The sequence below is a fragment of the Streptacidiphilus jeojiense genome (genome assembly GCF_000719095.1).
In the GTDB taxonomy this organism is placed as follows: domain Bacteria; phylum Actinomycetota; class Actinomycetes; order Streptomycetales; family Streptomycetaceae; genus Streptacidiphilus; species Streptacidiphilus jeojiensis.
Genome location: NZ_JOEH01000021.1, coordinates 160,217 through 182,579 on the forward strand (window position 1 = coordinate 160,217; position 22,363 = coordinate 182,579).

20 protein-coding genes and 1 pseudogene are annotated in these 22,363 nt (G+C 72.7%); 16 read left to right on the plus strand and 5 right to left on the minus strand.

What is annotated here, in order from left to right:
• Positions 1–8: 8 nt before the first annotated feature.
• The 9 genes from IF29_RS0126925 to IF29_RS0126965 all read left to right on the plus strand — a co-directional run bounded on the left by IF29_RS0126925 (position 9) and on the right by IF29_RS0126965 (position 8,820).
• Positions 9–878, plus strand: a complete 870-nt coding sequence (locus IF29_RS0126925; RefSeq protein ID WP_030260045.1) for an isocitrate lyase/PEP mutase family protein — start codon at positions 9–11, stop codon at positions 876–878.
• 5 nt (positions 879–883) lie between these two features.
• Positions 884–2,131 (plus strand): 3-isopropylmalate dehydratase large subunit, encoded by a 1,248-nt coding sequence (locus tag IF29_RS0126930; protein WP_232242463.1) that lies wholly within the window; start codon positions 884–886, stop codon positions 2,129–2,131.
• Complete coding sequence (locus tag IF29_RS0126935; protein WP_030260049.1) at positions 2,131–2,655, plus strand: LeuD/DmdB family oxidoreductase small subunit; 525 nt, start codon at positions 2,131–2,133, stop codon at positions 2,653–2,655. Before IF29_RS0126930 ends, IF29_RS0126935 begins: the two co-directional genes overlap by 1 nt.
• Before the next feature lie 147 nt (positions 2,656–2,802).
• Positions 2,803–3,696 (plus strand): YhjD/YihY/BrkB family envelope integrity protein, encoded by an 894-nt coding sequence (locus IF29_RS0126940; RefSeq protein WP_084715010.1) that lies wholly within the window; start codon positions 2,803–2,805, stop codon positions 3,694–3,696.
• 234 nt (positions 3,697–3,930) lie between these two features.
• Complete coding sequence (locus IF29_RS48610; RefSeq protein ID WP_269665023.1) at positions 3,931–4,122, plus strand: cold-shock protein; 192 nt, start codon at positions 3,931–3,933, stop codon at positions 4,120–4,122.
• 37 nt (positions 4,123–4,159) lie between these two features.
• The gene (locus tag IF29_RS0126950; RefSeq protein WP_030260057.1) at positions 4,160–4,759 is read left to right on the plus strand and encodes a sulfite oxidase-like oxidoreductase; all 600 of its coding nucleotides are present in this window, start codon (positions 4,160–4,162) and stop codon (positions 4,757–4,759) included.
• 2 nt (positions 4,760–4,761) lie between these two features.
• Positions 4,762–5,493 (plus strand): ferredoxin reductase, encoded by a 732-nt coding sequence (locus tag IF29_RS0126955; RefSeq protein ID WP_198037562.1) that lies wholly within the window; start codon positions 4,762–4,764, stop codon positions 5,491–5,493.
• Positions 5,494–5,497: 4 nt separating this feature from the next.
• Positions 5,498–5,797: a DUF6510 family protein gene (locus IF29_RS0126960; protein ID WP_051726052.1), complete on the plus strand. Its 300-nt coding sequence runs from the start codon at positions 5,498–5,500 to the stop codon at positions 5,795–5,797.
• Positions 5,798–5,898: 101 nt separating this feature from the next.
• A complete protein-coding gene (locus IF29_RS0126965) occupies positions 5,899–8,820 on the plus strand; it encodes a glycoside hydrolase family 2 TIM barrel-domain containing protein (protein WP_030260062.1) in 2,922 nt (973 codons plus the stop codon).
• Between the two features lie 48 nt (positions 8,821–8,868).
• On the opposite strand, the gene IF29_RS0126970 is transcribed toward IF29_RS0126965, so the two are convergent.
• A complete protein-coding gene (locus IF29_RS0126970; protein WP_030260064.1) occupies positions 8,869–9,315 on the minus strand; it encodes a GNAT family N-acetyltransferase in 447 nt (148 codons plus the stop codon).
• 136 nt (positions 9,316–9,451) lie between these two features.
• On the opposite strand from IF29_RS0126970, the gene IF29_RS0126975 reads away from it, so the two are divergent.
• Positions 9,452–10,726 (plus strand): aspartate aminotransferase type Ic, encoded by a 1,275-nt coding sequence (locus IF29_RS0126975; protein WP_030260065.1) that lies wholly within the window; start codon positions 9,452–9,454, stop codon positions 10,724–10,726.
• Between the two features lie 12 nt (positions 10,727–10,738).
• Here the strand turns inward: IF29_RS0126975 and IF29_RS0126980 are convergent, their stop codons facing one another.
• The 4 genes from IF29_RS0126980 to IF29_RS0126995 form a co-directional block, all read right to left on the minus strand.
• Positions 10,739–11,680 (minus strand): RNA polymerase sigma-70 factor, encoded by a 942-nt coding sequence (locus IF29_RS0126980; protein ID WP_030260068.1) that lies wholly within the window; start codon positions 11,678–11,680, stop codon positions 10,739–10,741.
• A 2-nt stretch (positions 11,681–11,682) separates the two neighbouring features.
• Complete coding sequence (locus tag IF29_RS0126985; RefSeq protein WP_030260071.1) at positions 11,683–12,852, minus strand: NAD(P)/FAD-dependent oxidoreductase; 1,170 nt, start codon at positions 12,850–12,852, stop codon at positions 11,683–11,685.
• A 94-nt stretch (positions 12,853–12,946) separates the two neighbouring features.
• Positions 12,947–13,633 carry a YoaK family protein gene (locus IF29_RS0126990; protein WP_051726053.1) on the minus strand — a complete coding sequence of 229 codons (687 nt, stop codon included), beginning with the start codon at positions 13,631–13,633 and terminating at the stop codon, positions 12,947–12,949.
• Positions 13,634–13,715: 82 nt separating this feature from the next.
• Positions 13,716–14,189 carry a C40 family peptidase gene (locus IF29_RS0126995; RefSeq protein WP_037596761.1) on the minus strand — a complete coding sequence of 158 codons (474 nt, stop codon included), beginning with the start codon at positions 14,187–14,189 and terminating at the stop codon, positions 13,716–13,718.
• A 669-nt stretch (positions 14,190–14,858) separates the two neighbouring features.
• Here IF29_RS0126995 and IF29_RS0127000 point away from each other — a divergent pair.
• From IF29_RS0127000 to IF29_RS43885, 6 genes and pseudogenes are all read left to right on the plus strand, one after another.
• Entirely contained in the window at positions 14,859–15,116 is a 258-nt protein-coding gene (locus IF29_RS0127000; protein ID WP_030260078.1) for a hypothetical protein, read from the plus strand.
• Positions 15,117–15,173: 57 nt separating this feature from the next.
• The gene (locus IF29_RS0127005; RefSeq protein WP_037596764.1) at positions 15,174–16,037 is read left to right on the plus strand and encodes an ATP-grasp domain-containing protein; all 864 of its coding nucleotides are present in this window, start codon (positions 15,174–15,176) and stop codon (positions 16,035–16,037) included.
• Positions 16,038–16,167: 130 nt separating this feature from the next.
• Positions 16,168–17,388, plus strand: coding sequence for an LLM class flavin-dependent oxidoreductase (locus IF29_RS0127010; RefSeq protein WP_051726054.1), 1,221 nt, complete (start codon positions 16,168–16,170; stop codon positions 17,386–17,388).
• Between the two features lie 72 nt (positions 17,389–17,460).
• Positions 17,461–17,922, plus strand: a pseudogene (locus IF29_RS45250) (PhzF family phenazine biosynthesis protein); the annotation flags it as partial.
• A 70-nt stretch (positions 17,923–17,992) separates the two neighbouring features.
• Complete coding sequence (locus tag IF29_RS0127015) at positions 17,993–18,712, plus strand: alpha/beta fold hydrolase (RefSeq protein ID WP_030260084.1); 720 nt, start codon at positions 17,993–17,995, stop codon at positions 18,710–18,712.
• 137 nt (positions 18,713–18,849) lie between these two features.
• Positions 18,850–22,323, plus strand: coding sequence for a GH92 family glycosyl hydrolase (locus IF29_RS43885; RefSeq protein ID WP_157623946.1), 3,474 nt, complete (start codon positions 18,850–18,852; stop codon positions 22,321–22,323).
• The last annotated feature ends 40 nt before the right edge of the window (positions 22,324–22,363 follow it).

Consider the following 22,363-nt stretch of genomic DNA (forward strand, 5'->3'; position numbering starts at 1 on the left):
GAGCCGTCATGAACCCCTCCACCCCCGGCGCGCGGCTGCGCGCCCTGCTGTCCGGCGGCGACCTGGTCACTGCACCCGGCGTCTACGACGGCCTGGGCGCCGCGCTGGTCGCCCGCACCGGCTTCGGCGCCGCGTACCTGACCGGCGCGGGCGTCTCGGTCGCGGGCTTCGGCCTGCCGGACATCGGCCTGCTCACCGCCACCGAGATGGTCGAGCGGGCCGGGATCGTCGCCGACACCCTGGGCGACGTCCCGCTGATCGCCGACGCGGACACCGGCTACGGCGAACCCATGAACGTGGTGCGCACCGTGCGTGCCTACGAGCGCGCCGGCGTGGCCGCGATCCAGTTGGAGGACCAGGCCTTCCCCAAGCGCTGCGGCCACCTGCCCGACAAGGAACTCGTCCCGGCGGAGCGGTTCGAGGCCAAGCTCCGGGCCGCCCTGGACGCGCGGACCGACCCGGACCTGGTGCTGGTGGCCCGTACCGACGCCCGCGGCCCGCTCGGCGTCGACGCGGCCATCGACCGCGCCAACCGCTACGCCAGGGCCGGCGCCGACGTGGTCTTCGTGGAGGCCCCCCGGAGCATCGGGGAGATCGAGCGGATCGCCCGCGAGGTCGACGCCCCGCTGCTGATCAACATGGTGCAGGGCGGGCTGACCCCCGACACCGCCCCGGCCACGCTGGCCGCGCTGGGCTACCGCATCGCCATCCACCCCGGCGCCCTGCTGGCCCCCTACGTCCTGCACGGCCTGGACGCCCTGGTGCGGCTGGGCGGCACCCTGCCCGAGGTGGGCGCGGGTCCGCAGGGCCTGTTCGAACTGGTCGGGCTGAGCGACTGGTCCGCGATCGGCGAGCGTCACCGCGAGGTGAACGTCTGATGGGCATGACCATGATTGAGAGGATCCTGGCCCGCAAGGCCGGTCTGGCGCAGGTGAGCGCCGGTCAGACGGTGGTCTGCGAGGTCGACATGACCGTGATGATCGACCTCCAGTTCGCCACGGCGTGGACCCCGCCGCTGCGGATCAACGACCCGGACAAGGTCGCCGTGGTCATGGACCACGCGGTGCCGGCCCCCTCGGTGCACGACGCCGCCGGCGGCACCCGGGCCCGCGCCTTCGCCCGCGACTTCGGCATCGCGAGGTTCTACGACGTCGGCCGGCACGGCATCTGCCACCAGGTCATCGCCGAGAACGGACTGGCCCGTCCCGGGGAGATCCTGGCCTGCACCGACTCCCACACCTGCGCGGCCGGCGCCTACAACACCGCGGCCCGCGGCCTGGGCCCGGCCGAGATCTACTCGATCCTGTGCACCGGATCCACCTGGTTCCAGGTCGCCCCCACCGTCCGCTACGAGTTCACCGGCACCAGGCCCGCCGCGGTCTCCGGCAAGGACGTCTTCCTGCACATCGCCGGGGTCTACGGCGACGCCACCAACCAGAACCTGGAGTACGGCGGCCCCGGCCTGGCGTCGATCCCGATGAGCGACCGGCGCACCATCGCCACCCAGGGCGCCGAGATCTCCGCCGACTTCTCCACCTTCCCCGCCGACGAGCTGTGCCGTGACTTCATCGAGCGGCACTCGCCCGGCGGCGCCCCGTTCACCGCCGCCGACCCGGACCCCGACGCCGTCTACGCGGCGGTGCGGACCGTCGACCTGGACACCCTGGTGCCGCAGGTGGCCCGGCCCGGCACGGTCAGCCGGAACTCCTTCCCGGTCACCGAGATCGAGCGCCGCAAGGTCGACCAGTGCTTCATCGGCTCCTGCGCCAACGGCCAGTTGGAGGACCTCGCCGTCGCCGCCGCCATCGTGCGCGGCCGCACGGTCGCTCCCGGGGTGCGGCTGCTGGTCACCCCGGCCTCGCAGCAGGTCTACCGGGACGCGCTGCGCGCCGGGTACCTGCAGGACCTGGCCGACGCGGGCGCCGTGGTCACCAACTCCACCTGCGGTGCCTGCTTCGGCTACCACATGGGGCTGCTCGCCCCGGGCGAGGTCTGCCTGACCTCCAGCACCCGCAACTTCACCGGCCGGATGGGCAGCCCCGACGCCGAGATCTACATGGCCTCGCCGGCGACCGTCGCGGCCTCCGCACTGACCGGGTACGTCACCGACCCGCGAACGGAGCTGAACTGATGGACACCCTGCTCACCGGACGGGTCTGGGTGGTCGGCGACAGTGTCACCACCGACGCCATGTACCCCGCCTTCGCGATGAAGCTGCCGGTCCCCGAGGCCGCCAGGCACATCTTCTACGAGCTGCGGCCGGGCTGGACCGAGCAGGTCGGACCGGGCGACATCGTCGTGGCGGGCCGCAACTTCGGCCTGGGGTCCTCCCGTCCGGTCGCCGCCCTGTTCCGCGAGCTCGGCGTGGCCGCGCTGGTCGCCGAGGAGTTCAACTCGCTGTTCCTGCGCAACGCCATCAACCACGGCCTGCCCGCGCTGACCGTCCCCGGTGCCACCGCGGCCTTCGCCGACGGCGACACCGCGCGGCTGGACTTCGCCGAGGGCTGGATCGAGAACACCGCCACCGGCACCCGGCTGCCCGGCGGGGCGCTGCCGCCGATGGTGCTGGAGATCCTCGCCGCCGGCGGCATCCTGCCCAAGCTGGCCCGCGAGGGCTACATCGCCCCGCCCACCACCGGACCGCATCGCTCCTGACCGTTGAGGAGCCGCTGACCCGGTGCTTGGGCCGTCCGGGTGGAGCCGACGGCTGGCTGGGGGGCTGTGAATGGCCGTCACCGGTCCGGTCGCCGAGGCTGGGAGGGTACGCCCACGCGGGGCGCGGCGAGGCGAGGGGAGGGGCGGATGTTCCTGACGACCGCCTGGAGGCACGCCTCGGAGCGGGTGCACGTCCGCGCCGAAGGCCTGCGCACCCGGGCGGAGGAGCTGCGCGCCCGGGCCGAGCGGCGGATGCCGGTGCTGACCGAGCTGACGAACCGTCTGCTGTCGGCCAACCTGCTCGACGCCGGCACCCGGCTCGCCGCCCAGGCCTTCCTGACCTCGGTGCCGCTGCTGTTCGCGCTCGGCGCGTTCGCCCCGCAGGGGGTGCGCGACCAGCTGCTGGACTCGCTGCGCTCGGTGTTCGGACTCACCGGCGCGTCGGACCAGCAGCTGAACGCGGCCCTGAGCGGAGGCACCGGCGACGAGCAGCTGCGGCAGACCACCGGGATCATCGGCGTACTGATGGCCCTGGTGTCGTCGACCAGCTTCAGCCGGGCGATGGCCCGGGTCTGCGAGCGGGCCTGGCTGCTGCCCAAGTCCGGAACCAGGATCGCCGCCTGGCGCTGGCTGCTCTGGGTGGTGTCGATCCTGCTGCTGGTCCTGGTGCAGGGGCCGCTGCGGGACGGCTTCGGGGTCGGGATCTGGCTGGGGGTACCGGTGAGCTTCCTGGCCGGGCTGGTGCTGTGGTGGTGGACCCAGCACCTGCTGCTCGCCGCCCGGGTCGCCTGGCTGCCGCTGCTGCCCGGGGCCCTGCTGGCCTCGGCGGCGATGTCCGCCCTGGCCCTGACCGCACGGATCTACATGCCCAGCGCGCTGAACCGCTCGCTGTCCGCCTACGGCGCCCTCGGTCTGGTCCTCGCCGTGCTGTCCTGGCTGATCGTGCTCTGCGCCGCGGTCACCTTCGCCATCACCATCGGCGCGGTGCTGGCCCAGGAACCCCCGCTCAACCGCTACCTGACCACCGCGGAATCGACCTGAGGACCCGGTGCGGGGTCACCCGGCACGGTTCTGGTTTGCGTATCGCGTAGCGGGTGCGACTCCGGGGCAGTAGCGTTAGGCCCAGTAGCAGTCGTGGTTCCCGAGTCCGTCTCGCCCGTGATCGCGATCACGGGCGTTTCTGCTGTCCGGGACCGGGTCACTGCCGGGGCGCACCGGGGCGTGGCGCCGCACCATGCGGACGCTGGGGCGACTGTGCGCATCAAGGAGAACAGCATGGCCAGCGGTACCGTGAAGTGGTTCAACGCCGAAAAGGGCTTCGGCTTCATCGAGCAGGACGGCGGCGGCGCCGACGTCTTCGCCCACTACTCCAACATCAACGCCCAGGGCTTCTCCAGAGGCGCCCCGCACCGAACCGGTGCGGGGCGCCTCGCCGTATCCCGCGCGGTGCGGCCCGGCGGGCCGTAGCCTCGACGGGAGTGCATCGCGTGGGAGAGGAGCTGCCGTGGGGATCGTCTCGCCCGGGTTTCATGGCAGGCCGCGGGGCCGGGAGGTGGAGCTGCCGCCGGGGCAGTACCTGGTGGAGGACTTCCCGGTGCTGTCGGCCGGGCCGACGCCGCGGGTGCCGCTGGACCGGTGGGAGTTCTCCGTCACCACCGAGAGCGGGACGACGCACCGCTGGTCCTGGCCGGAGCTGATGGCGCTGCCCAGCGAGCGGATGACGGTGGACCTGCACTGTGTGACGCGCTGGTCCAAGCTGCGCACCCGGTGGCAGGGGGTGTCCCTGGACACCCTGCTGGCCGGGGTGGAGACGGCCGCGGACTTCGTCCTGGCCGACAGCTACGGCGGGTACACCACCAATCTGCCGCTGCAGGACCTGAGGAACGGTCAGGCCTGGATCGCCTACGGCTACGACGGCAAGGACCTGTCCGCCGAGCACGGCGGCCCGGCCCGGCTGCTGGTGCCGCACCTGTACCTGTGGAAGTCGGCGAAGTGGGTCCGCGGCCTGCGGCTGCTGACCCGGGACGAGCCGGGGTTCTGGGAGAGCGCCGGCTACCACGACTACGGCGACCCGTGGCGCGAGCAGCGCTACCAGGGGGACTGAGCATGGCGGCGGGATGGCGGGTGGCGCGGCTGGCCGGGGTGCACGACGAGACGGCGACGGCGCGGACCCTGGTGCTCGACGTCCCCGGCTGGCCCGGGCACCTGGCCGGGCAGCACGTGGACCTGCAGCTCACCGCCGAGGACGGCTACCAGGCCCAGCGCAGCTACTCGCTGTCGGCGCCGGCCAGGGGCGACCGGATCGAGCTGACGGTGCAGCGGGTCCCCGACGGGGAGGTCTCCCCCTACCTGACCGAGGTACTGACCATCGGCGACCCGATCGAGGTGCGCGGCCCGGTGGGCGGCTGGTTCGTCTGGCGGCCCGCCGATCCGGCGCCGGTGCTGCTGATCGCCGGCGGCGCCGGCATCGTCCCGCTGATGGCCATGGTGCGGACCCGCAGGGCCGAGGGCAGCCGCACCCCGTTCCGGCTGCTGTACTCGCTGCGGACCCCGGCCGACCTCTACTACGCCGAGGAGCTGCGCCGTCCGCCGGCCGGGGACGCCGGGGCGGACGTGACGCTGCTGCACACCCGGTCCGGGCCGCCGGGTTCGTCCCGGATCCCGGCGCGGCTGAACGCCGAGGACGTCGAGCGCCACGGCTGGCCGCCGGAGTTCGAGCCGGCCTGCTACGTCTGCGGGCCGACCGGCTTCGTCGAGGCGGCCGCCGACATCCTCACCAAGCTCGGCCACGACCCGCGCCGGGTCAGGACCGAGCGCTTCGGAGCCGGCGGAGGCTGATCGCATGACCGAACGTCACCAGGACGGCAGCGCACTGGACAGCAGCGCGCTGGACGGCAATGCGCTGGCCGGGCCGCTGGCGGAGATCTTCCGGGTGGACGTCACCGCCGCGCTCGGCCGCTGCACGGCCTGCGGCCTGGACGGTCCGCTGGCGTCGCTGCTGGTCTACGGGCGGGCGCCGGGACCCCTGGTGGCCCGCTGCCCCGGGTGCGAGGCGGTGGTGCTGCGGCTGGTCCGCGGCCCCGAGGAGGCCTGGCTGGACCTGACCGGCACCCGCTGCCTGCGGATCCCGCTCGGCGACTGACCCCTGGGTTGCCGGTACCCGGTCCGATGGTGACGGGCTAGATTCGGGCAGGAGAACCCGCCGAGCCGACCACCGCGACACGACCGTTCCCGAGGAGTTCCGTGGACCTGCCCTACTACGAGGACCCGGGGCCGGGCCTCGGCTTCGAGCCCGCCCGGACCGCCACCCGCTCGAACGCGCCGGCACTGAGCCTCAACGGCACCTGGCGCTTCCAGCTGCGGCCCACCGCGGCCGAGCCCGACCCCGGCTTCGACGCCGACTGGGAGCGGAGCTGGGACGAGATCCCGGTGCCCGGCCACTGGCAGCTGAACGGCCACGGCTCGCCCGCCTACACCAATGTGCGCTACCCCTTCCCGGTCGACCCCCCGCACGTGCCCGACGAGAACCCGACCGGCGACTACCGCCGCGGCTTCGACCTGCCGGCGGACTGGCCCGGACCCGACCAGGGCGCGCGGACCCTGCTCCGCTTCGACGGTGTGGACTCCTGCTTCCGGGTCTGGCTGAACGGCGAGCCGCTGGGCCACGCCAAGGGCAGCCGGCTCGCCCACGAGTTCGAGGTGGGCCAACTGCTGCGCCCCGGCCGCAACACCCTCGCGGTGCGGGTGAACCAGTGGTCCTCCGGGAGCTACCTGGAGGACCAGGACATGTGGTGGCTGTCCGGGATCTTCCGCGACGTCACCCTGCTGTCCCGGCCCGAGGCGGCGCTGGACGACCACTTCGTCCACGCCGGCTACGAGCACGCCACCGGGACCGGCGTCCTCTCCGTGGAGACCTCAGCGCCGGCCACCCTGAGCATCCCCGAACTCGGCCTGGACCGGGTCGATCCGGCCGGACCGCACCGGATCCCCGGCGTCGAGCCCTGGTCCGCCGAGCAGCCCCGGCTGTACGACGCCGTGCTCAGCACCCCGCAGGAGACCGTCAGCCTGCGCATCGGCTTCCGCAGCATCGCGATCGAGGACGGCGTGCTGCGGGTGAACGGGCGGCGGATCCTGTTCCGCGGCGTCAACCGGCACGAGTGGCACCCCGAGCGGGGCCGCGCCCTGGACCGGGCCACCATGCTGCAGGACGTGCTGCTGATGAAGCGTCACAACATCAACGCCGTCCGCACCAGCCACTACCCGCCGCACCCGGACTTCCTGGACCTGTGCGACGAGTACGGGCTGTGGGTGATCGACGAGTGCGACCTGGAGACCCACGGTTTCACCGAGGTCGGCTGGCGCCGCAACCCCACCGACGACCCGATGTGGCACGAGGCCTGCCTGGACCGGATCGAGCGCACCGTCGAGCGCGACAAGAACCACCCCGCGATCCTGCTCTGGTCCCTCGGCAACGAGGCCGGGCACGGCGCCAACCTGGAGGCCATGGCTGCCTGGTGCCACCACCGGGACCCGGAGCGGCCGGTGCACTACGAGGGCGACTGGGACAGCTCCTACGTCGACGTCTACTCGCGAATGTACGCCTCGCACGAGGAGGTGCTCGCCATCGGCCGGCGCGAGGAGGCGCCGGCCTCGACCCCCGAGCGCGACGCCCACCGGCGCACCCTGCCGTTCATCCAGTGCGAGTACGCCCACGCCATGGGCAACGGGCCGGGCGGCCTGACGGAGTACCAGGAGCTCTTCGAGCGATACGAGCGGCTCCAGGGCGGGTTCGTCTGGGAGTGGATCGACCACGGCATCCCGCAGCGCACCCCGGACGGCACCCCGTACTACGCCTACGGCGGCGACTTCGGCGAACCGCTGCACGACGGCAACTTCATCGCCGACGGACTGCTGTTCCCGGACCGCACGCCCTCGCCGGGGCTGGTCGAGTTCCGGAAGGTGGTGGCGCCGGTGCGGATCGGCGGCACTGCGGCGGGTGGCGGCGGGGGCGGGCTGCGCATCGACAACCTGTACGACTTCCGCTCGTTGGAGCACCTCGCCTTCGACTGGACGGTGGAGGAGGAGGGTGTGCCGGTGGCCCGGGGCACCCTCACCGTGCCGGAGGTACCGGCCGGGACCGGTGTTGAGCTGCCGCTGCCCAAGGTCCCCGCCGCGGCGGGGGAGTCCTGGCTGACCGTGCGGGCCACCCTGGCCGAGGACCAGCCCTGGGCCCCGGCCGGGCACGAGGTGGCCTGGGGGCAGCTGCAGCTCGCCGAGCGGCCGCGGCGCACCCCGGTGCCGTCCGGGTCGGACGGGTCGGAGCGGCAGGACGGGGCGGCCCTCGGTCCGGCCCGGTTCGACCCCGCGTCGGGGGTGCTGGTGCGGCTGGGCGGGCTGGCGGTGAGCGGTCCGCGGCTGGACGTCTGGCGGGCGCCCACCGACAACGACCTCGGCGGCGGTGAGCGCTCGATCGCCCGCGCCTGGCGCCGGGCCGGGCTGGACCGGATGCGGCACCGCACGGTCTCCGCCGGCCCGGAGGACGGCGCGTTCGTGGTCCGCAGCCGGGTCGCGCCCGCGGCGACCGACCTGGGGCTGCAGGCCGAGTACCGCTGGAGCCTGGAGGACGGCCGGCTGCGGCTGGACCTCTCGGTGGTCCCCGAGGGCGAGTGGGACGCGCTGACCCTGCCCCGGCTGGGGCTGCGGATGGCGCTGCCCGCGGCGTTCGACCGGGCGACCTGGTTCGGGCTCGGCCCGGGGGAGTCCTACCGGGACACCCGGCAGGCCGTCCGGGTGGGGCGGTTCGCCGCGCCGGTGGCGCAGCTGCAGACGCCCTATGTGATGCCGCAGGAGAACGGCAACCGCTCGGAGGTGCGCTGGGCGACCTTCCTGGACGCCGACGGCTCGGGGCTGCGGGTGGAGGGGGAGCCGTTCTTCGACTTCACCGCCCGGCCGTGGACCAGCGAGGACCTCGACGCGGCGCGTCACACCGCCGATCTGCACCCGCGCGACCAGGTCTTCCTCACCCTGGACCAGGCGCACCAGGGCATCGGCAGCGGGTCCTGCGGCCCGGGCGCGCTGCCCCAGCACCGGCTCACCGCCGGGGCCACCACCTTCACCCTGCTCTTCTCGGAGGTGTCGGCGGCCTCGGAGGTGCGGCCTTCCTGATCGGCAGTGCCGGCGGACGGGCACGGCCCGTCCGCCGGCACCGTTTGGTCACTGCAGGCCGAGCGCCATCCACTTGCCCGGCTCGGCCAGCGGCTCGAAGCCGACCTTGGCGTAGACGGCGTGCGCGTCCGCGGTGGCCAGCATGATCCGGCGGATGCCGTAGGGGGCCATCTCGTCCCGGACCGCACCGGCCAGCGCGGTGCCCAGGCCCTTGCCGCGGACCTCGGGGGCGATGTAGACGTCGCAGAGCCAGGCGAAGGTGGCCCGGTCGGTGACGACGCGGGCGTAGCCGACCTGGGCGCCCGAGGCGAGGTCGTAGACGCCGAAGTTGAGCGAGCCGGCGATGGCGGCGTCCTGCTTCTCCCGGACCCGGCCGAGGGCCCAGTAGGCGTCCTGCGACAGCCACCGGTGGATCAGGGCGGCGTCGAGCCGCGCGGGGTCGGTGGAGATCTCGTAGCCGTCGGGGAGGCCGCCGTCCGGCAGGTCGTTGGTCATGCCCGCATCCAAGCAAAGCGGCTGGTGGAGCGGCCAGTGGTTTTTGCGCGGCGCCCCACGGAACGGCGGCGTCCGCTGCTTTGTATGCTCAGCAGGTGACACCCGCCGCGCGTGCGGGCCCTGCGAGAGGAAACCCATGACCACCGAGTTGAGCTCCACCACCCTGGATGATCTCCTCGACCGGGCACGCAAGGACTACGAGGCCCTCGCGGGCCGCGGGCTGTCGCTCGACCTCACCCGGGGCAAGCCGGCGCCGGCCCAACTCGACCTCTCCGACGACCTGCTGAGCCTTCCCGGGGGCCGGCGCAGCGCCGCCGACGGCACCGACGTGCGCAACTACGGCGGGCTGCAGGGGCTGGCCGAGCTCCGGGAGATCTTCTCCGGGGTGCTGCAGGTGCCGGTGGCGCAGTTGCTCGCGGCGGGCAACTCCAGCCTGGAGCTGATGCACGACTGCCTGGTGCACGCGCTGCTCAGCAGGGTGCCCGGGGCCGACTCCCGCTGGGTGGACCAGGAGCGGATCGCCTTCCTTTGCCCGGTCCCCGGTTACGACCGGCACTTCGCGCTCTGCGAGCGGTTCGGCATCGACATGATCCCGGTGCCGATGACCGGGTCCGGGCCGGACATGGACGTGGTCGAGCGGCTGGTCGCCGAGGACGCCTCGGTCAAGGGCATCTGGTGCGTCCCGAAGTACAGCAACCCGGACGGGACCTGCTACAGCGACGAGACCGTGGCCCGGCTGGCCGCGATGGGGACCGCCGCCCCCGACTTCCGGGTGTTCTGGGACAACGCCTACGCCGCGCACCACCTCACCGACGAGCAGGTGGAGATCGCCGACCTGCTCGCGGCCTGCGAGGCGGCGGGCAACCCGGACCGGGTGTTCGTGTTCGGCTCGACCTCCAAGATCACCCTGGCCGGCGCGGGGGTCGCCTTCTTCGGCGCCTCGGCCGCCAATGTGCAGTGGCTGCTCGGCAACAACGCCAAGCGGTCCATCGGACCCGACAAGGTCAACCAGCTGCGGCACGTGCTGTTCCTGCGCGACGCGGACGGCGTGCGGGCCCATATGGAGCGTCAGCGGGCGCTGCTGCAGCCGAAGTTCGAGGCGGTGCAGCGGATCCTGGAGGCCGAGCTGGGCGGAACCGGCCTGGCCACCTGGACCCACCCCAAGGGCGGCTACTTCGTCAGCCTGGAGGTCGCCGACGGCTGCGCCAAGGAGGTCGTCCGCCGCGCCGCCGGAGCCGGCATCGTGCTCACCCCGGCCGGGGCCACCCACCCCTACGGCGACGACCCGCGCGACGCCCTGATCCGGATCGCGCCCAGCTACCCGACCCTGGAGGAGCTGGAGCAGGCGATCCTCGGCCTGACCGCCTGCGTGCGGGTGGTCGGCTACGAGCAGCGGTCGACGGAGGCCTAGCAGGTCAGGCGGTCACCGGGGGTCCATCTCGTGGACGCTGCCCCCGGCGACGGCCTGCAGCTTGTCGGGGTTGGCGATGTTGTGGACGGTGCGGATCCGGCCCTCGTCGTCGAGATCGACGATCATGACGGAGATGACCCGGCCGGCCCCGGTGAAGGTGATGCCGGGGCCGCCGTTGATCTCCACGAAGGCGACCGTCATGTCGCTGATCTCGACGCCCTCGTAGGTCCGGCGGCGGGCTACCCCGGCCATCCAGGCGGCGACCTTGGCGCGGCCCTCGACCGGGTGCAGCGCCTGGCGGACCTTGCCGCCGCCGTCGGTCCACAGCGTGACGTCGGGGGCGAGCAGTTCCATCAGCGCGTTGATGTCGCCCCCGGTGGACGCGGCCAGGAACCGCTCGGTGGCCTGCTGCCTGGCCGCGGTGGCGCCGGTGTACCTCGGCCGCCGGGCCTGGACGTGCTCCCGGGCCCGGTGCCCGGCCTGGCGCACCGCCGGCTCGGTGCGTTCGACGATGCCGGCGATCTCCGCGTAGCTGAAGGCGAAGACCTCCTTCAGCACGAACACCGCCCGCTCCAGCGGGCTGAGCGTCTCCAGCACGACCAGCATCGCGGTCGACACCGAGTCGGCGCGCTCCACGGCGTCCAGGGTGTCGGCGCCGGAGTCGGCCGGCTCCGGGAGGCCGGCGGTGAGGATCGGCTCCGGGAGCCAGGGGCCGACGTACGACTCCCGCTTGCGCTGGACCGACCGGAGCCGGTCCATGGCCAGGTTGGTCGCGATCCTGGCCAGGTAGGCCTTGGGGTCGGCGACCTGGGAACGGTCGGCCGCCGACCACTTGAACCAGGCGTCCTGGACCACGTCCTCGGCGTCCATCGCGGTGCCCAGCAGTCGGTAGGCGACCGAGAACAGGAGGTTCCGGTGGTCGGCGAAGGTCTGCTGGTCGTCGGTGGTGGTCACGACTAGGTGATCTTAGTGCTGCGACCGCCCTTGCGCCACAGCGCCGTCATCCCCGCGCCGTACTTCCGGACCCGGCCGAAGACTCCCCAAGGGGCGCTGCTCACGGTCTCCTTGTAGAACACCGCGCTCCTGCCGGTGAGCAGGAAGCGGCCGGGGGTGTCGTCGGGGCGGGTGAACTGGATCACCGCGTCGTGGCGGCCCAGGCTGACCGGCTGGTGCAGGTACCCGAACCGGAACGGCTCGGCCTGACGGCCCTTCAACTCCGCGGCGATCGCGGCGGCGGTGTAGGCGCCGGTCGGCATCCCGCTCTGGCAGGTGCCGTGGATGACGCCGTAGCTCTGCCGGATCGCGGCCGCGTCGCCGATGGCGTACACGTCGGGGTGGGAGACCGAGCGCAGCCGGTCACCGGTCACGATCCGGCCCCGCTCGTCGACGGTCAGCCCGGCTGCGGCGGCCAGCGGCGAGACCCGGGTCCCGGTGGTCCACAGCACCGCGTCGGCGCCGATGTGCTCGCCGCCGGCCAGTTCGACGCCGCCCGGGAGCACCTTGGCGATCTCCGCCCCGGCCCGTACCCGCACGCCCAGCCGCTCCAGCGCGGCCAGCAGGTAGGCCTGCGCCCTGGCGCCCATCATGGAGCCGGGCTCGGCCCGTCCCAGCAGCAGCACGGTGAGGTCCGGGTGCTGCTCGGCGATCTCGGCGGCGGCCTCGACGCCGGTCAGCCCGCTGCCGCCGACCACCACGGTCGCGCCCGGGTCCAGCCGCCCCAGCGTTGCGGCCAGCGCGTGGGCCGAGGCGGCGTTGGTGAGGGTGTGCGCGTGGTCGTCGACACCGGGCACGGTCTCGGTGTCGGCGACGCTGCCCAGTGCGTACACCAGGGTGTCGTAGGGCAGCGTCCGCTCGTCGTCGATGCGCACGGTGTGCGCGGTCGCGTCCACGGCGGTCACCCAGCCCTCGACGAACTCGATGCCGGTGCCCGCCATCAGCTCGGGGATCTGCAGGTCGGCCAGCTGCTGGCCGGAGGCGACCTGGTGCAGCCGCAGCCGTTCGGTGAACCGCCGCTGCGGGTTGACCAGCGTGATGTGCACGTCCTGACGCCTGCGGGTGCGGGCGGCCAGGCTCATCGCCGTCGTCATGCCCGCGTACCCTGCGCCGAGGATGATGATCCTGTTCATGTCCGTCTCCCTGTTCGGGTTGTCCGAATCGCTCTGACAGGCCCAAGACGGATGCGGCGGCCGCGACCGTGACATGTGATCGATGTGATCCAGGTCACATGGCTGGCGGGGTGTTATGACGGGGCACGAGGGTGAGCGCCAGGGCCAGGGCGGAGAGTGCCGCGGCGGCCGTGCCGGCGGCGGGCAGGCAGCACCAGGCGAGCAGCGAGGTGGCCGCGGCGCCGACGACCACGGCTGCCAGCCGGAGCGCCGGCCAGCGGTCCTCGTGCAGCAGCTGCCGCCGCCCGGCGCGGCTCAGCAGGGCGGTGAAGGTGCCGGTGAAGTAGGTGGTGGGCACCGGCCAGGTCTGCGCCTGCAGTCCCATGGCCAGGGAGACGGCGACGATCAGCACCAGCTGTCCGGGCAGGGACCGGCCAGACCCCAGCGCCCACGCCACCGCGGCGGCGGCCAGCAGCCCGGTCCCGGCCGCCAGCAGGGCGCGGACCGGCACCCCGGGCCGGGCCCGGCCGGCCGCCGCCGCGCCGAGCCCGTACCCGGCCAGGGCGGCAAGGGCCCTGGGCACCACCTGGTGGTCGCCGACCCCGACCGAGGCCCCGACCAGGACCAGGTTGCCGGTCATCACCCCGGCGAACACCTTGCCCAGGCAGAGGAAGGCGAACGCGTCGGTGGCGCCGGAGGCGGCCGACAGCACCAGTTGGACCGGTTCGTCCGGGGTGGCGGACGCGGTGGCTCCGGCGGGCTGGGCGGGCCCGGAAGGGGGCGTGGCGGGGGCGGAACTCATCCGGCCATTGTTTCCTGACGGTGCGTCCGGCAGGGGGAACCGGGCCGTCGGTCCCCGGCGTGTGCGGGCTCGGCGGCCGCGGTCAGGGGCGGCCGTACCAGACGGCGTCGGTCCAGATGCGCTCCAGGCGCACATCGGCCCCGGGGTGCGGGGCGTGCCAGACCTGGTCGTTCCCGGCGTAGATGGCCACGTGGTAGACGCTCCGGCCGGAGTGGAAGAAGACCAGGTCCCCGGGGCGCCGGTCGCTGCGGGGGATGTGGTGGGCGCTGTCGTACTGGGCCTGGGCGGTGCGCGGCAGGCGGGTGCCGGCCTGGCGGTAGGCGAAGAAGGTCAGGCCCGAGCAGTCGAAGCTGTCGGGGCCCGCCGCACCGTAGCGGTAGGGGTCCCCCTGCTTGGAGGCGGCCACGCTCAGGGCTCTGGCCTGCAGGGTGGCCGCCTGGGCCGGCGGTGGCGCCAGTCCGGCGCCGGTGAGCACCGACAGGGTCACCACGGTGACCACGCCGGCTCGGATGCGCCCGGTATGGGGGCGCGCAAGGGTGTTCGAGGACTCGGTCACGCGGGTTCCTCCGGAACCGCCTGCGGAAGGTGTCCTGTCGGGTTCGGGCTCCGAAAGCTGCCCGGCCACCGCGCGGTGGCTGCACCCCAAGGGACGGTCCTCTCCAGGCCGTCCCGCCGTGCTCGGGTCTCCCGCTCTCGCCGATGGGTGGGTGCGGAGCTGACGTCCGACCGGCGGCGAGACTGGGCGTCCGGGCGGACCGCCCCGCCACGGCGGCGGGGACTTGGTCGGTCAGCCGTCAGTATTGCCACGTCGGCATCGGGTCATCTGGGTGGACGGACGGTCCGGCGGGTGTGCGGGGCGTGCCGCGGAACGGTCGGTGGTGACGCTGGGTGATCGCGGTGGCGGTGGTGCCGGCTTCATGCGGTCCGGCCGGGAAAATATTCTTTGCCCATTTCGGTATCAGGCTGTGAGCTGCCGGAACGCCGACGGTCGGGGAGCACGGTCCACTCGATTGCCGGACGCCCGGACCGCGCCTGTTCGGGTGGTGCCGGGTCCGCGCGGGCCGGTGTTCGATCACCGGGGTCCGGACCGGGGTTCCGCCGTCCGCGCGAGGTGGGGTGACGGCCCGAAAGTGAGCGACTCTCTGGGCGTGTCGCGACCGGGACGGGGCAGTTTCGTGACCGTTTGATGACGTTACCTGGGCAATTCGGGGGTAATCAGCGGCTCATGACTGCGAGTGATCAGGACGATGAAGGGGCGCTGCAACGCCTCGTCGCGCAGGCCGGCGTCTGGTCGGCCACCGCGCCGGGCGTCGAGGCGGGCGTCGAGGCGGGGGCCGTGGCGGACACGACGGCCGTGGCGGACGAGCACCCCCTGGACACGCTGCTGCGGTGGTGGGGGCGGCTGCGCTTCCCCGACGAGGAGCGGCCCGAGGTCCCGCCGCAGGGCCGGTCCGAGCGGAGCGGGGTCTGGCCGCGCGGGTAGGCCGCGCGGGTAGGTTGGGGCGCCATCGATCACCGACCGCCCAGCCAGGAGGCGCATGTGTCCGGTCGTCCCAGCGTTCTGCTCGTCACCGATCTCGGCTACCAGGCCCGGGGGCGGCGCTACTGCGACGAGGACATATTCCTCTCCTCGCGGCTGCGGGAGGACTTCGACACCGCCCTGTGCCACCCGCTGGACGCCGCCGCGCTGATGGACGGCTTCGACCTGGTGGTGGTCCGCAACAGCGGTCCGGTGCTGCACTACCAGCAGGCGTACCAGGCCTTCCGCGGCGCGGCCGGTGCGCGCGGCACCCGGGTCTACAACCCGCTGAACGGCCGTGGGGACATGGCGGGCAAGCAGTACCTGCTCGACCTGACCGCGGCCGGGTACCCGGTCATCCCCACCGTGGACCGGCTCGCCGACCTGGACCGGTTGCCCGACGCCGACGAGTACGCGGTCAAGCCCAAGGCCGGAGCCGACTCGGCCGGCCTGCACTTCGTCCCCCGCGGCGAGTTGGCCGGCCTGGACCTCGGGAGCGGCGACCTGCTGGTGCAGCCGCGGATCGACTTCCGCTACGAGGTCTCCTTCTACTTCGTCGACGACACCTTCCAGTACGCCCTCAATGCCCCGGACCCCGACCGCCGTTGGGTTCTGGAGCCGTACCGGCCCAGCGGGGACGACCTGGACTTCGCGCGGCGCTTCATCGACTGGAACACCCTGGACCACGGCATCCAGCGGGTGGACGCCTGCCGTACCCGGGAGGGCGGGCTGCTGCTGGTCGAACTGGAGGACCTCAACCCCTACCTGTCGCTGGACCGGGTCGGCGGGCCGGCCGCCGACGCCTTCGTCGCCGCCGTGACGGCTTCGCTGCACCGGTTCCTGGCCCGGTGGCCGGACGGGTCGGGGCGACGGATCGGCGCCTGATCCCTTGTGGCCGACAACCGGGTGTGATAGCTATGCGAGAAGGAAACTGACGGACCGTCAGATAGCGATGCCGGCCCGGACCGTCCGACGCCCCTTCCGCCGCAGGATCTGACCGCCCAGGAGGCCCCTGATGGAGTTCGGCATCTTCCTGAATGGATTCGTACCCGGCCCGGCCGCGCACGACCGCCCGTCCGAGCACCTGGCCCTCAAGCGGGAGTTGGAGCTCGCGGTCAAGGCGGACAAGCACAACTGGAAGTACGTGTGGTTCGGCGAGCACCACACCCTCACCGAGTACAGCCACATGTCCGCCCCCGAGGTGGCGATGGGCTACGTCGCCGCCAAGACGGAGCGGATCCACCTGGGCACCGGCATCAACAGCCTCTCGCCGCGCAAGGAGCACCCGGTCCGCTACGCCGAGCGCGCGGCGATGCTGGACCACATCACCGAGGGCCGCTTCGAGTGGGGCACCGGGCGCGGCGCCGGCAGCCACGAGGTGGCCACCTTCGGGATCATGGACACCGAGTCCACCCGGGCCGAGTGGGACGAGGTCTCCCGGGAGATCGTCAGGATGTGGGAGCAGTACGACTACTCCTTCCAGGGCGAGCACTTCACCGTGCCCACCCCGCACAACATCCTGCCCAAGCCCTACGGTCACTCGCACCCGCCGATCTGGATGGCCTGCGGCAACCCCGGCTCCTTCGCCAAGGCGGGATCGCTGGGCATCGGCGGGATCGCCTTCAACTTCGAGCCGATCTACAACCTCAAGGGCCGGATCGAGGCCTACAAGGAGGCCGCCGAGAACCCGGTGGAGATCCTCGGGGACTACCAGAACAACAACGTGATGATGACCAACGGCGTGATCTGCCTGAGCGACCGCGCCCGGGCCCGGGAGATAGCCCTGTCCGCGGGGCTGGGCTACCTGGTGACGCTGGTCAACCTCTACCACGACACCATGCCCAAGTCGCTGGACGAGATCACCTGGCCGGACCCGCCGATCCACCTCGGCGCGCTGGGCGGCGAGGAACTGCTGGACGAGCTGATCGCGGGCGGCTACCTGCTCTGCGGGACCCCGGACGAGGTGTGCGAGCAGGTGGCCGCCTACCAGCAGGTGGGCTGCGACCAGCTGGTGTTCGGCGTCACCGGCGGGCTGTCGCACGAGGAGAGCCTGGAGATGATCGAGCTCTTCGGCAACCAGGTCATCCCGAACTTCGACAGCAGCCCGGAGATCTCCACCGAGGTCTACCGCCGCGCGGCGGGCGGACCCAAGTACCCGCCCTACAACAACCCGGTCGACCCGTCCCTGCGGCACACGGTGCTGCCCCCGGCGGCGATCATCCCGCTGCCCGAGTGAACTGACGCCGGGACAGCCGCCCGAACGTGTCCCCGAAACCGGGACAGGACCGGTGCGGTTAGGGTGCTGTGCATGCGCATCTGGATCGTGGACGCCTTCAGTGACCGTCCGTTCGCCGGCAATCCCGCAGGGGTCGTGCTGCTGCGGGACTTTCCGGAGGACGGCTGGATGCAGCAGGTGGCGCGGGAGGTCAACCACGCGGAGACCGCGTTCGCGCACCCGCTGCCGCCGGGCGGCGACGCCGACTGGGCGCTGCGCTGGTTCACTCCGGCGACCGAGGTGGACATGTGCGGCCATGCCACCCTCGCGACGGCGCACGTGCTGCGGGAGACGGGCAGCGCGACCGGCACCGTGCGGTTCGCCGCGCGCTGCGGCGTGCTCGCGGCGACGGCGGACGCCGACGGCAGCATCACCCTGGACTTCCCGACCTCGACGCTCACCCCGCAGCCGACGCCCGAGGACCTGCCACGGGCGCTCGGCGCCCGGGTCGTCTCGGTGCACGGGACCGCGGCCCACATCGGCGACCTGCTGGTGTGTACCCGTGCGCGGTCTGCTGTCGGCAGATCCGCTCGCGTCCGGGCCGGCGCGGCGTCAGGATCTGGGCATGCGACCGCTCTTCGTACTCGTGCACAGCCCCTCGGTGGGGCCCTCGACCTGGCGTCCGGTGGCGGAACGGCTCGCCGAGGCGGGCTACGACGCCCGGGTTCCGTCCCTGCTGGACGTCGGCACCGGGCCGCCGCCGTACTGGCCGGCCGTCGTGGCCGCCGTCCGCGAGGACCTGACGGCGGTGCCCGCCGACCGGCCGCTGGTGCTGGTGGCACACAGCAACGCCGGGCTGTTCCTTCCGCTGATCCGCGCGGGCCTCGACGGCACTGACGGCGGCGACGGCCGGCCCCGGCGTCAGGTGGTCGGCTCGGTCTTCGTCGACGCGGCGCTGCCCGCCCGGGACGGGGCGACGCCGGTGGCCCCGCCCGAGCTGCTGGAGTTCCTGCGCGGCAAGAGCGTGGACGGCCTGCTGCCGCGCTGGACGGACTGGTGGGACGAGGCCGACATCGCGCCCATGTTCGCCGACGCCACGACCCGTCGGACCGTCGTCGACGAGCAGCCGAGGCTGCCGCTGGCGTACTACCGGCAGACCATCCCGGTCCCGGCCGGCTGGGACGACCACCCCTGCTCCTACCTGCTGTTCGGCCCGCCCTACGAGGCCGAGGCAGCCGAGGCGCGGGACCGCGGTTGGCGGGTCGCACACCTACCCGGGGAGCACCTGCACCAGATCGTCGACCCGGAGGCGACCGCCCGGAACCTGATCGAGCTTGCGGGCTGAGACGCCGCGCCCGCGCCCACGTCTGTGCCCGTGTCTGAGTGGCGCCTGAGTAGCAGGTTGCATCCAAAGGCTTGTGGGGTGGCGCAGTTGGGGATAGAAACCTCGTTGATAACGTTGTCAGAGGAGAGGCCACCCCCATGCTCCTTCGCTACAGGCAGTCAGGACGCTTACAGGCCACCCTCGTCGCGGCAGTGGCCGCAGGGGTGCTCGCGACGAGCGGCGGGGTGGCCTCGGCCCTGCCGGCGACGTCCCCGGTTCTCCCGGCCACCGCAGGTGTCGCGTTGGTGAAGGATCCGGCGGCGCTGGTCGACCCGATGATCGGCACCGGTTCCGGCGGCGCCACCGTCGGCCAGGTGGACGCCTATCCGGGGGCGACGGCGCCCTTCGGCATGATGTCCTTCAGCCCTGACACACCGTCGCGTCCGGACGGAGGCGGCTACAACTACGACGACTCGGCCACCACTGGCTTCAGCCTCACCCATATGTCGGGCCCGGGCTGCGGAGCGATGGGCGACTTCCCCGTCCTCCCCATCGTGGGCGCGCTGAGCGCAGACCCGGCCAACAGCACCGCTGCCTTCCAGCACAGCGACGAGCACGCCACACCCGGCTCGTACTCGGTGAAACTCAACCCGTCGACGCCCGCCGCCGCCGTCCAGGCGGACCTCGCGGCGACCACCCGGACCGGCATCGGCACCTTTACCTACCCCAGCACCACCGCAGCGAACCTGCTGTTCAAGATGGGTGACGCCCAGTCAGGGAACCAGGCGGCCAGCGTCCAGGTGATCGGCGACAACCAGGTGGCCGGCACCGAGACCGCCGGCCAGTTCTGCGGTTCGCCGGGCACCTACCCGGTGCACTTCGTGGCCACCTTCTCCCGGCCGTTCTCCTCCTACGGCACCTGGCAGACCGCGCCGACCGGCGCCAACGTCTTCACCACCCCCACCGGCCAACTCGACTGGAGCTACCACGAGGTGGCCAGCGGCGGCACCGCCGCCACGATCACTCCCACCACCACGGCGGCCGGGGACAGCGCCGTCTCCTGGAGCCAGACCGACGCGCTGGCCAACACCTGGATCCAGGCCACGCCCCCGGCGCTCACCCAGGGCGACAGCTACCAGGCCAGCGTCACCCTCCAGGGCACCGGTGACGTCTACCTCAACTTCTACAACGGACAGCAGGACGTCGGCGGCAAGCCGGTCCAGCTCAGCTCGACGCCGGTCACGCTGACCGTGGACGCTGCCGTACCCACCGGCCCGATCGGCAGCCCGCAGTTCCAGGTGCGCACCGCCGGCACCGGCCCGGTGGACCTCATCGCCTCGGCGGCGTCCATCCGCCTGGACGCGGTGGTGAAGTCGCCCGGAATCGCCAAGGTGAGCACCAAGGGCCCCGGCCCGCAGCGGCAGCCGGCCGCGCCCGACGGCAGGCCCGCGGCCGGCGCCGGCACCAAGGTCGCCCCGCGCGGCACCGAGGCCAAGGGCGCGCAGTCGCGCACCCAGGTCGCGGGCACCCAGGGACTGCAGTCCGGCGCTTGGGTCACCTTCGACACCACGACCCGTCAGCAGGTGACCATGAAGGTTGCGCTGTCCTACGTCAGTCAGGGCGACGCGGCAGCCAACCTCAGGGCCGAGGACCCCGGTTGGAGCGTTCCGGCCGTGGCCGCGCGCACCTACGCGCAGTGGGACAGCCTGCTCTCCCGGATCCGGATCGGCGGCGGATCCGCGGCCCAGCGCCGGGAGTTCTACACCGCGCTCTACCACACCATGCTGGAGCCGAGCGTCTTCTCCGACGACAACGGCCAGTACCTGGGCTTCGACGACCAGGTCCACCGGACCGCGCGCGGCAAGGAGCAGTACGCCAACTTCTCGGGCTGGGACATCTACCGCTCCGAGATACCGCTGCTCGCCACGATCCTGCCCGAGCAGACCAGCCAGATGATGACCTCGCTCCTCAACGACCAGGCGCAGGGCGGCTGGTTGCCCAAGTGGGGCTTCGCCGACGACTACACCGACGTGATGAACGGGGACGCGGCCGATCCGATGATCGCCGAGGCCTACGCCATGGGGGCGCGGGACTTCGACGCCCGGGCCGCGCTGGCCGCCATGGTCAAGGGTGCCACCACGGTGCCGACCAGCACCGCCGAGATGGGCCAGGGCTGGTACGTCGAGCGGCCCCAACTCGACGCGTACCAGAAGCTCGGCTACATCCCGAACACCACCCAGAGCTCGCTCTCGCCCGAGCCCAACGGAGCCTCCGAGACCATCGAGTACGCCACCGCCGACTTCGGCATCGCGACGCTCGCCGAGGCGTTGGGGGAGACCGAGACCTACAGCACCTTCCTGCAGCGGTCGCAGAACTGGACCAACCTCTTCAACACCGCCACCGGCTACATCCAACCGCGGGACGCCCAGGGGCAGTTCCCCGAGTTCGACCCGACCACCGACGGGATGGGCGCCTTCGGGCAGTCCGGCTTCCAGGAGGGAAACGCGGCCCAGTACACCTGGTCCGTACCGCAGGACATCCAGGGGCTGATCACCGGCCTGGGCGGGGACGACGCTGCGAACAAGCGGCTGGACACCTACTTCACCCAGCTCCAGGCCGGTCCCAACCTGCCGTACGAGTGGGCCGGCAACGAGCCCGCCTTCGGCACCCCGTGGATCTACGACTACACCGGTACCCCCTACAAGACCACCGCGATCGTGCACAAGCTGCTCGACACGGTCTACGCGGACACCCCCGGCGGTGAGCCCGGCAACGACGACCTCGGTGCCATGAGCTCCTGGTACGTGTGGTCCAGCCTCGGTATGTACCCGGCGACCCCGGGCACCCCGGTGCTCGCGCTGGGGGCGCCGGTCTTCCCCGCGGCCGAGATCGCCGTGCCCGGCGGCCACCGGCTGACGATCACCGCGCCGGGCGCCTCCACCAGCGCGTACGTCCACGGCGTCACGGTCAACGGGAAGTCCTGGGCGCCGGCCTGGCTGTCGGCCTCGCTGATCACCGGAGCCGACCGTGCGTCAGGTCGGGCCGGCAGCAACCGGATCGCGTTCACCCTGACCGACACCGCCGATCCGACCTGGGCGGCCGCGGCCGCCGACGCGCCGCCGTCCTACCCGGCCGGTACGCTGCAGTTCCCGCCGGGACGCAAGCCGGTCATCCTCACCCCGAGCGGCCCCAACCTGTTCGGTTCCACCCCGACCGGCCAGCTCTCCTGGGCCGGACCGGTGCAGAACGGCGTCGGCCCGGTGGCCGGCACGCTGGTGTCCGCCACCTCGCCGGAGGGCGCCAGCGCGGAGCACTGGACCGAGTCCTACGCGGCCCCCGACACCTGGATCTGGACCGACCCGACGACGCAGCCGACGGCGGGTCAGAGCTACCAGGGTTCGATCACCCTGGAGGGGACCGGCACCGTCTACCTGGACTTCTGGACCGGCGCGCAGGACGTCACCAGCCAGACCGTGCAGCTGTCCGCCGTCCCGCAGACCGTCACCGTGCAGGGCACGGCGGCCGCCGCGGGCGGTACCCATCTGCAGGTCCGCACGGGGGGCACCGGCTCCGTGGACCTGTACGCCAGTGCGCTGTCACTCCAGGTGCTCACCCCGGAGCAGAGCGGCTGATTCCGCGCCCGGCCCCGTGCCGTCGGCGGTCCGGTCCAGG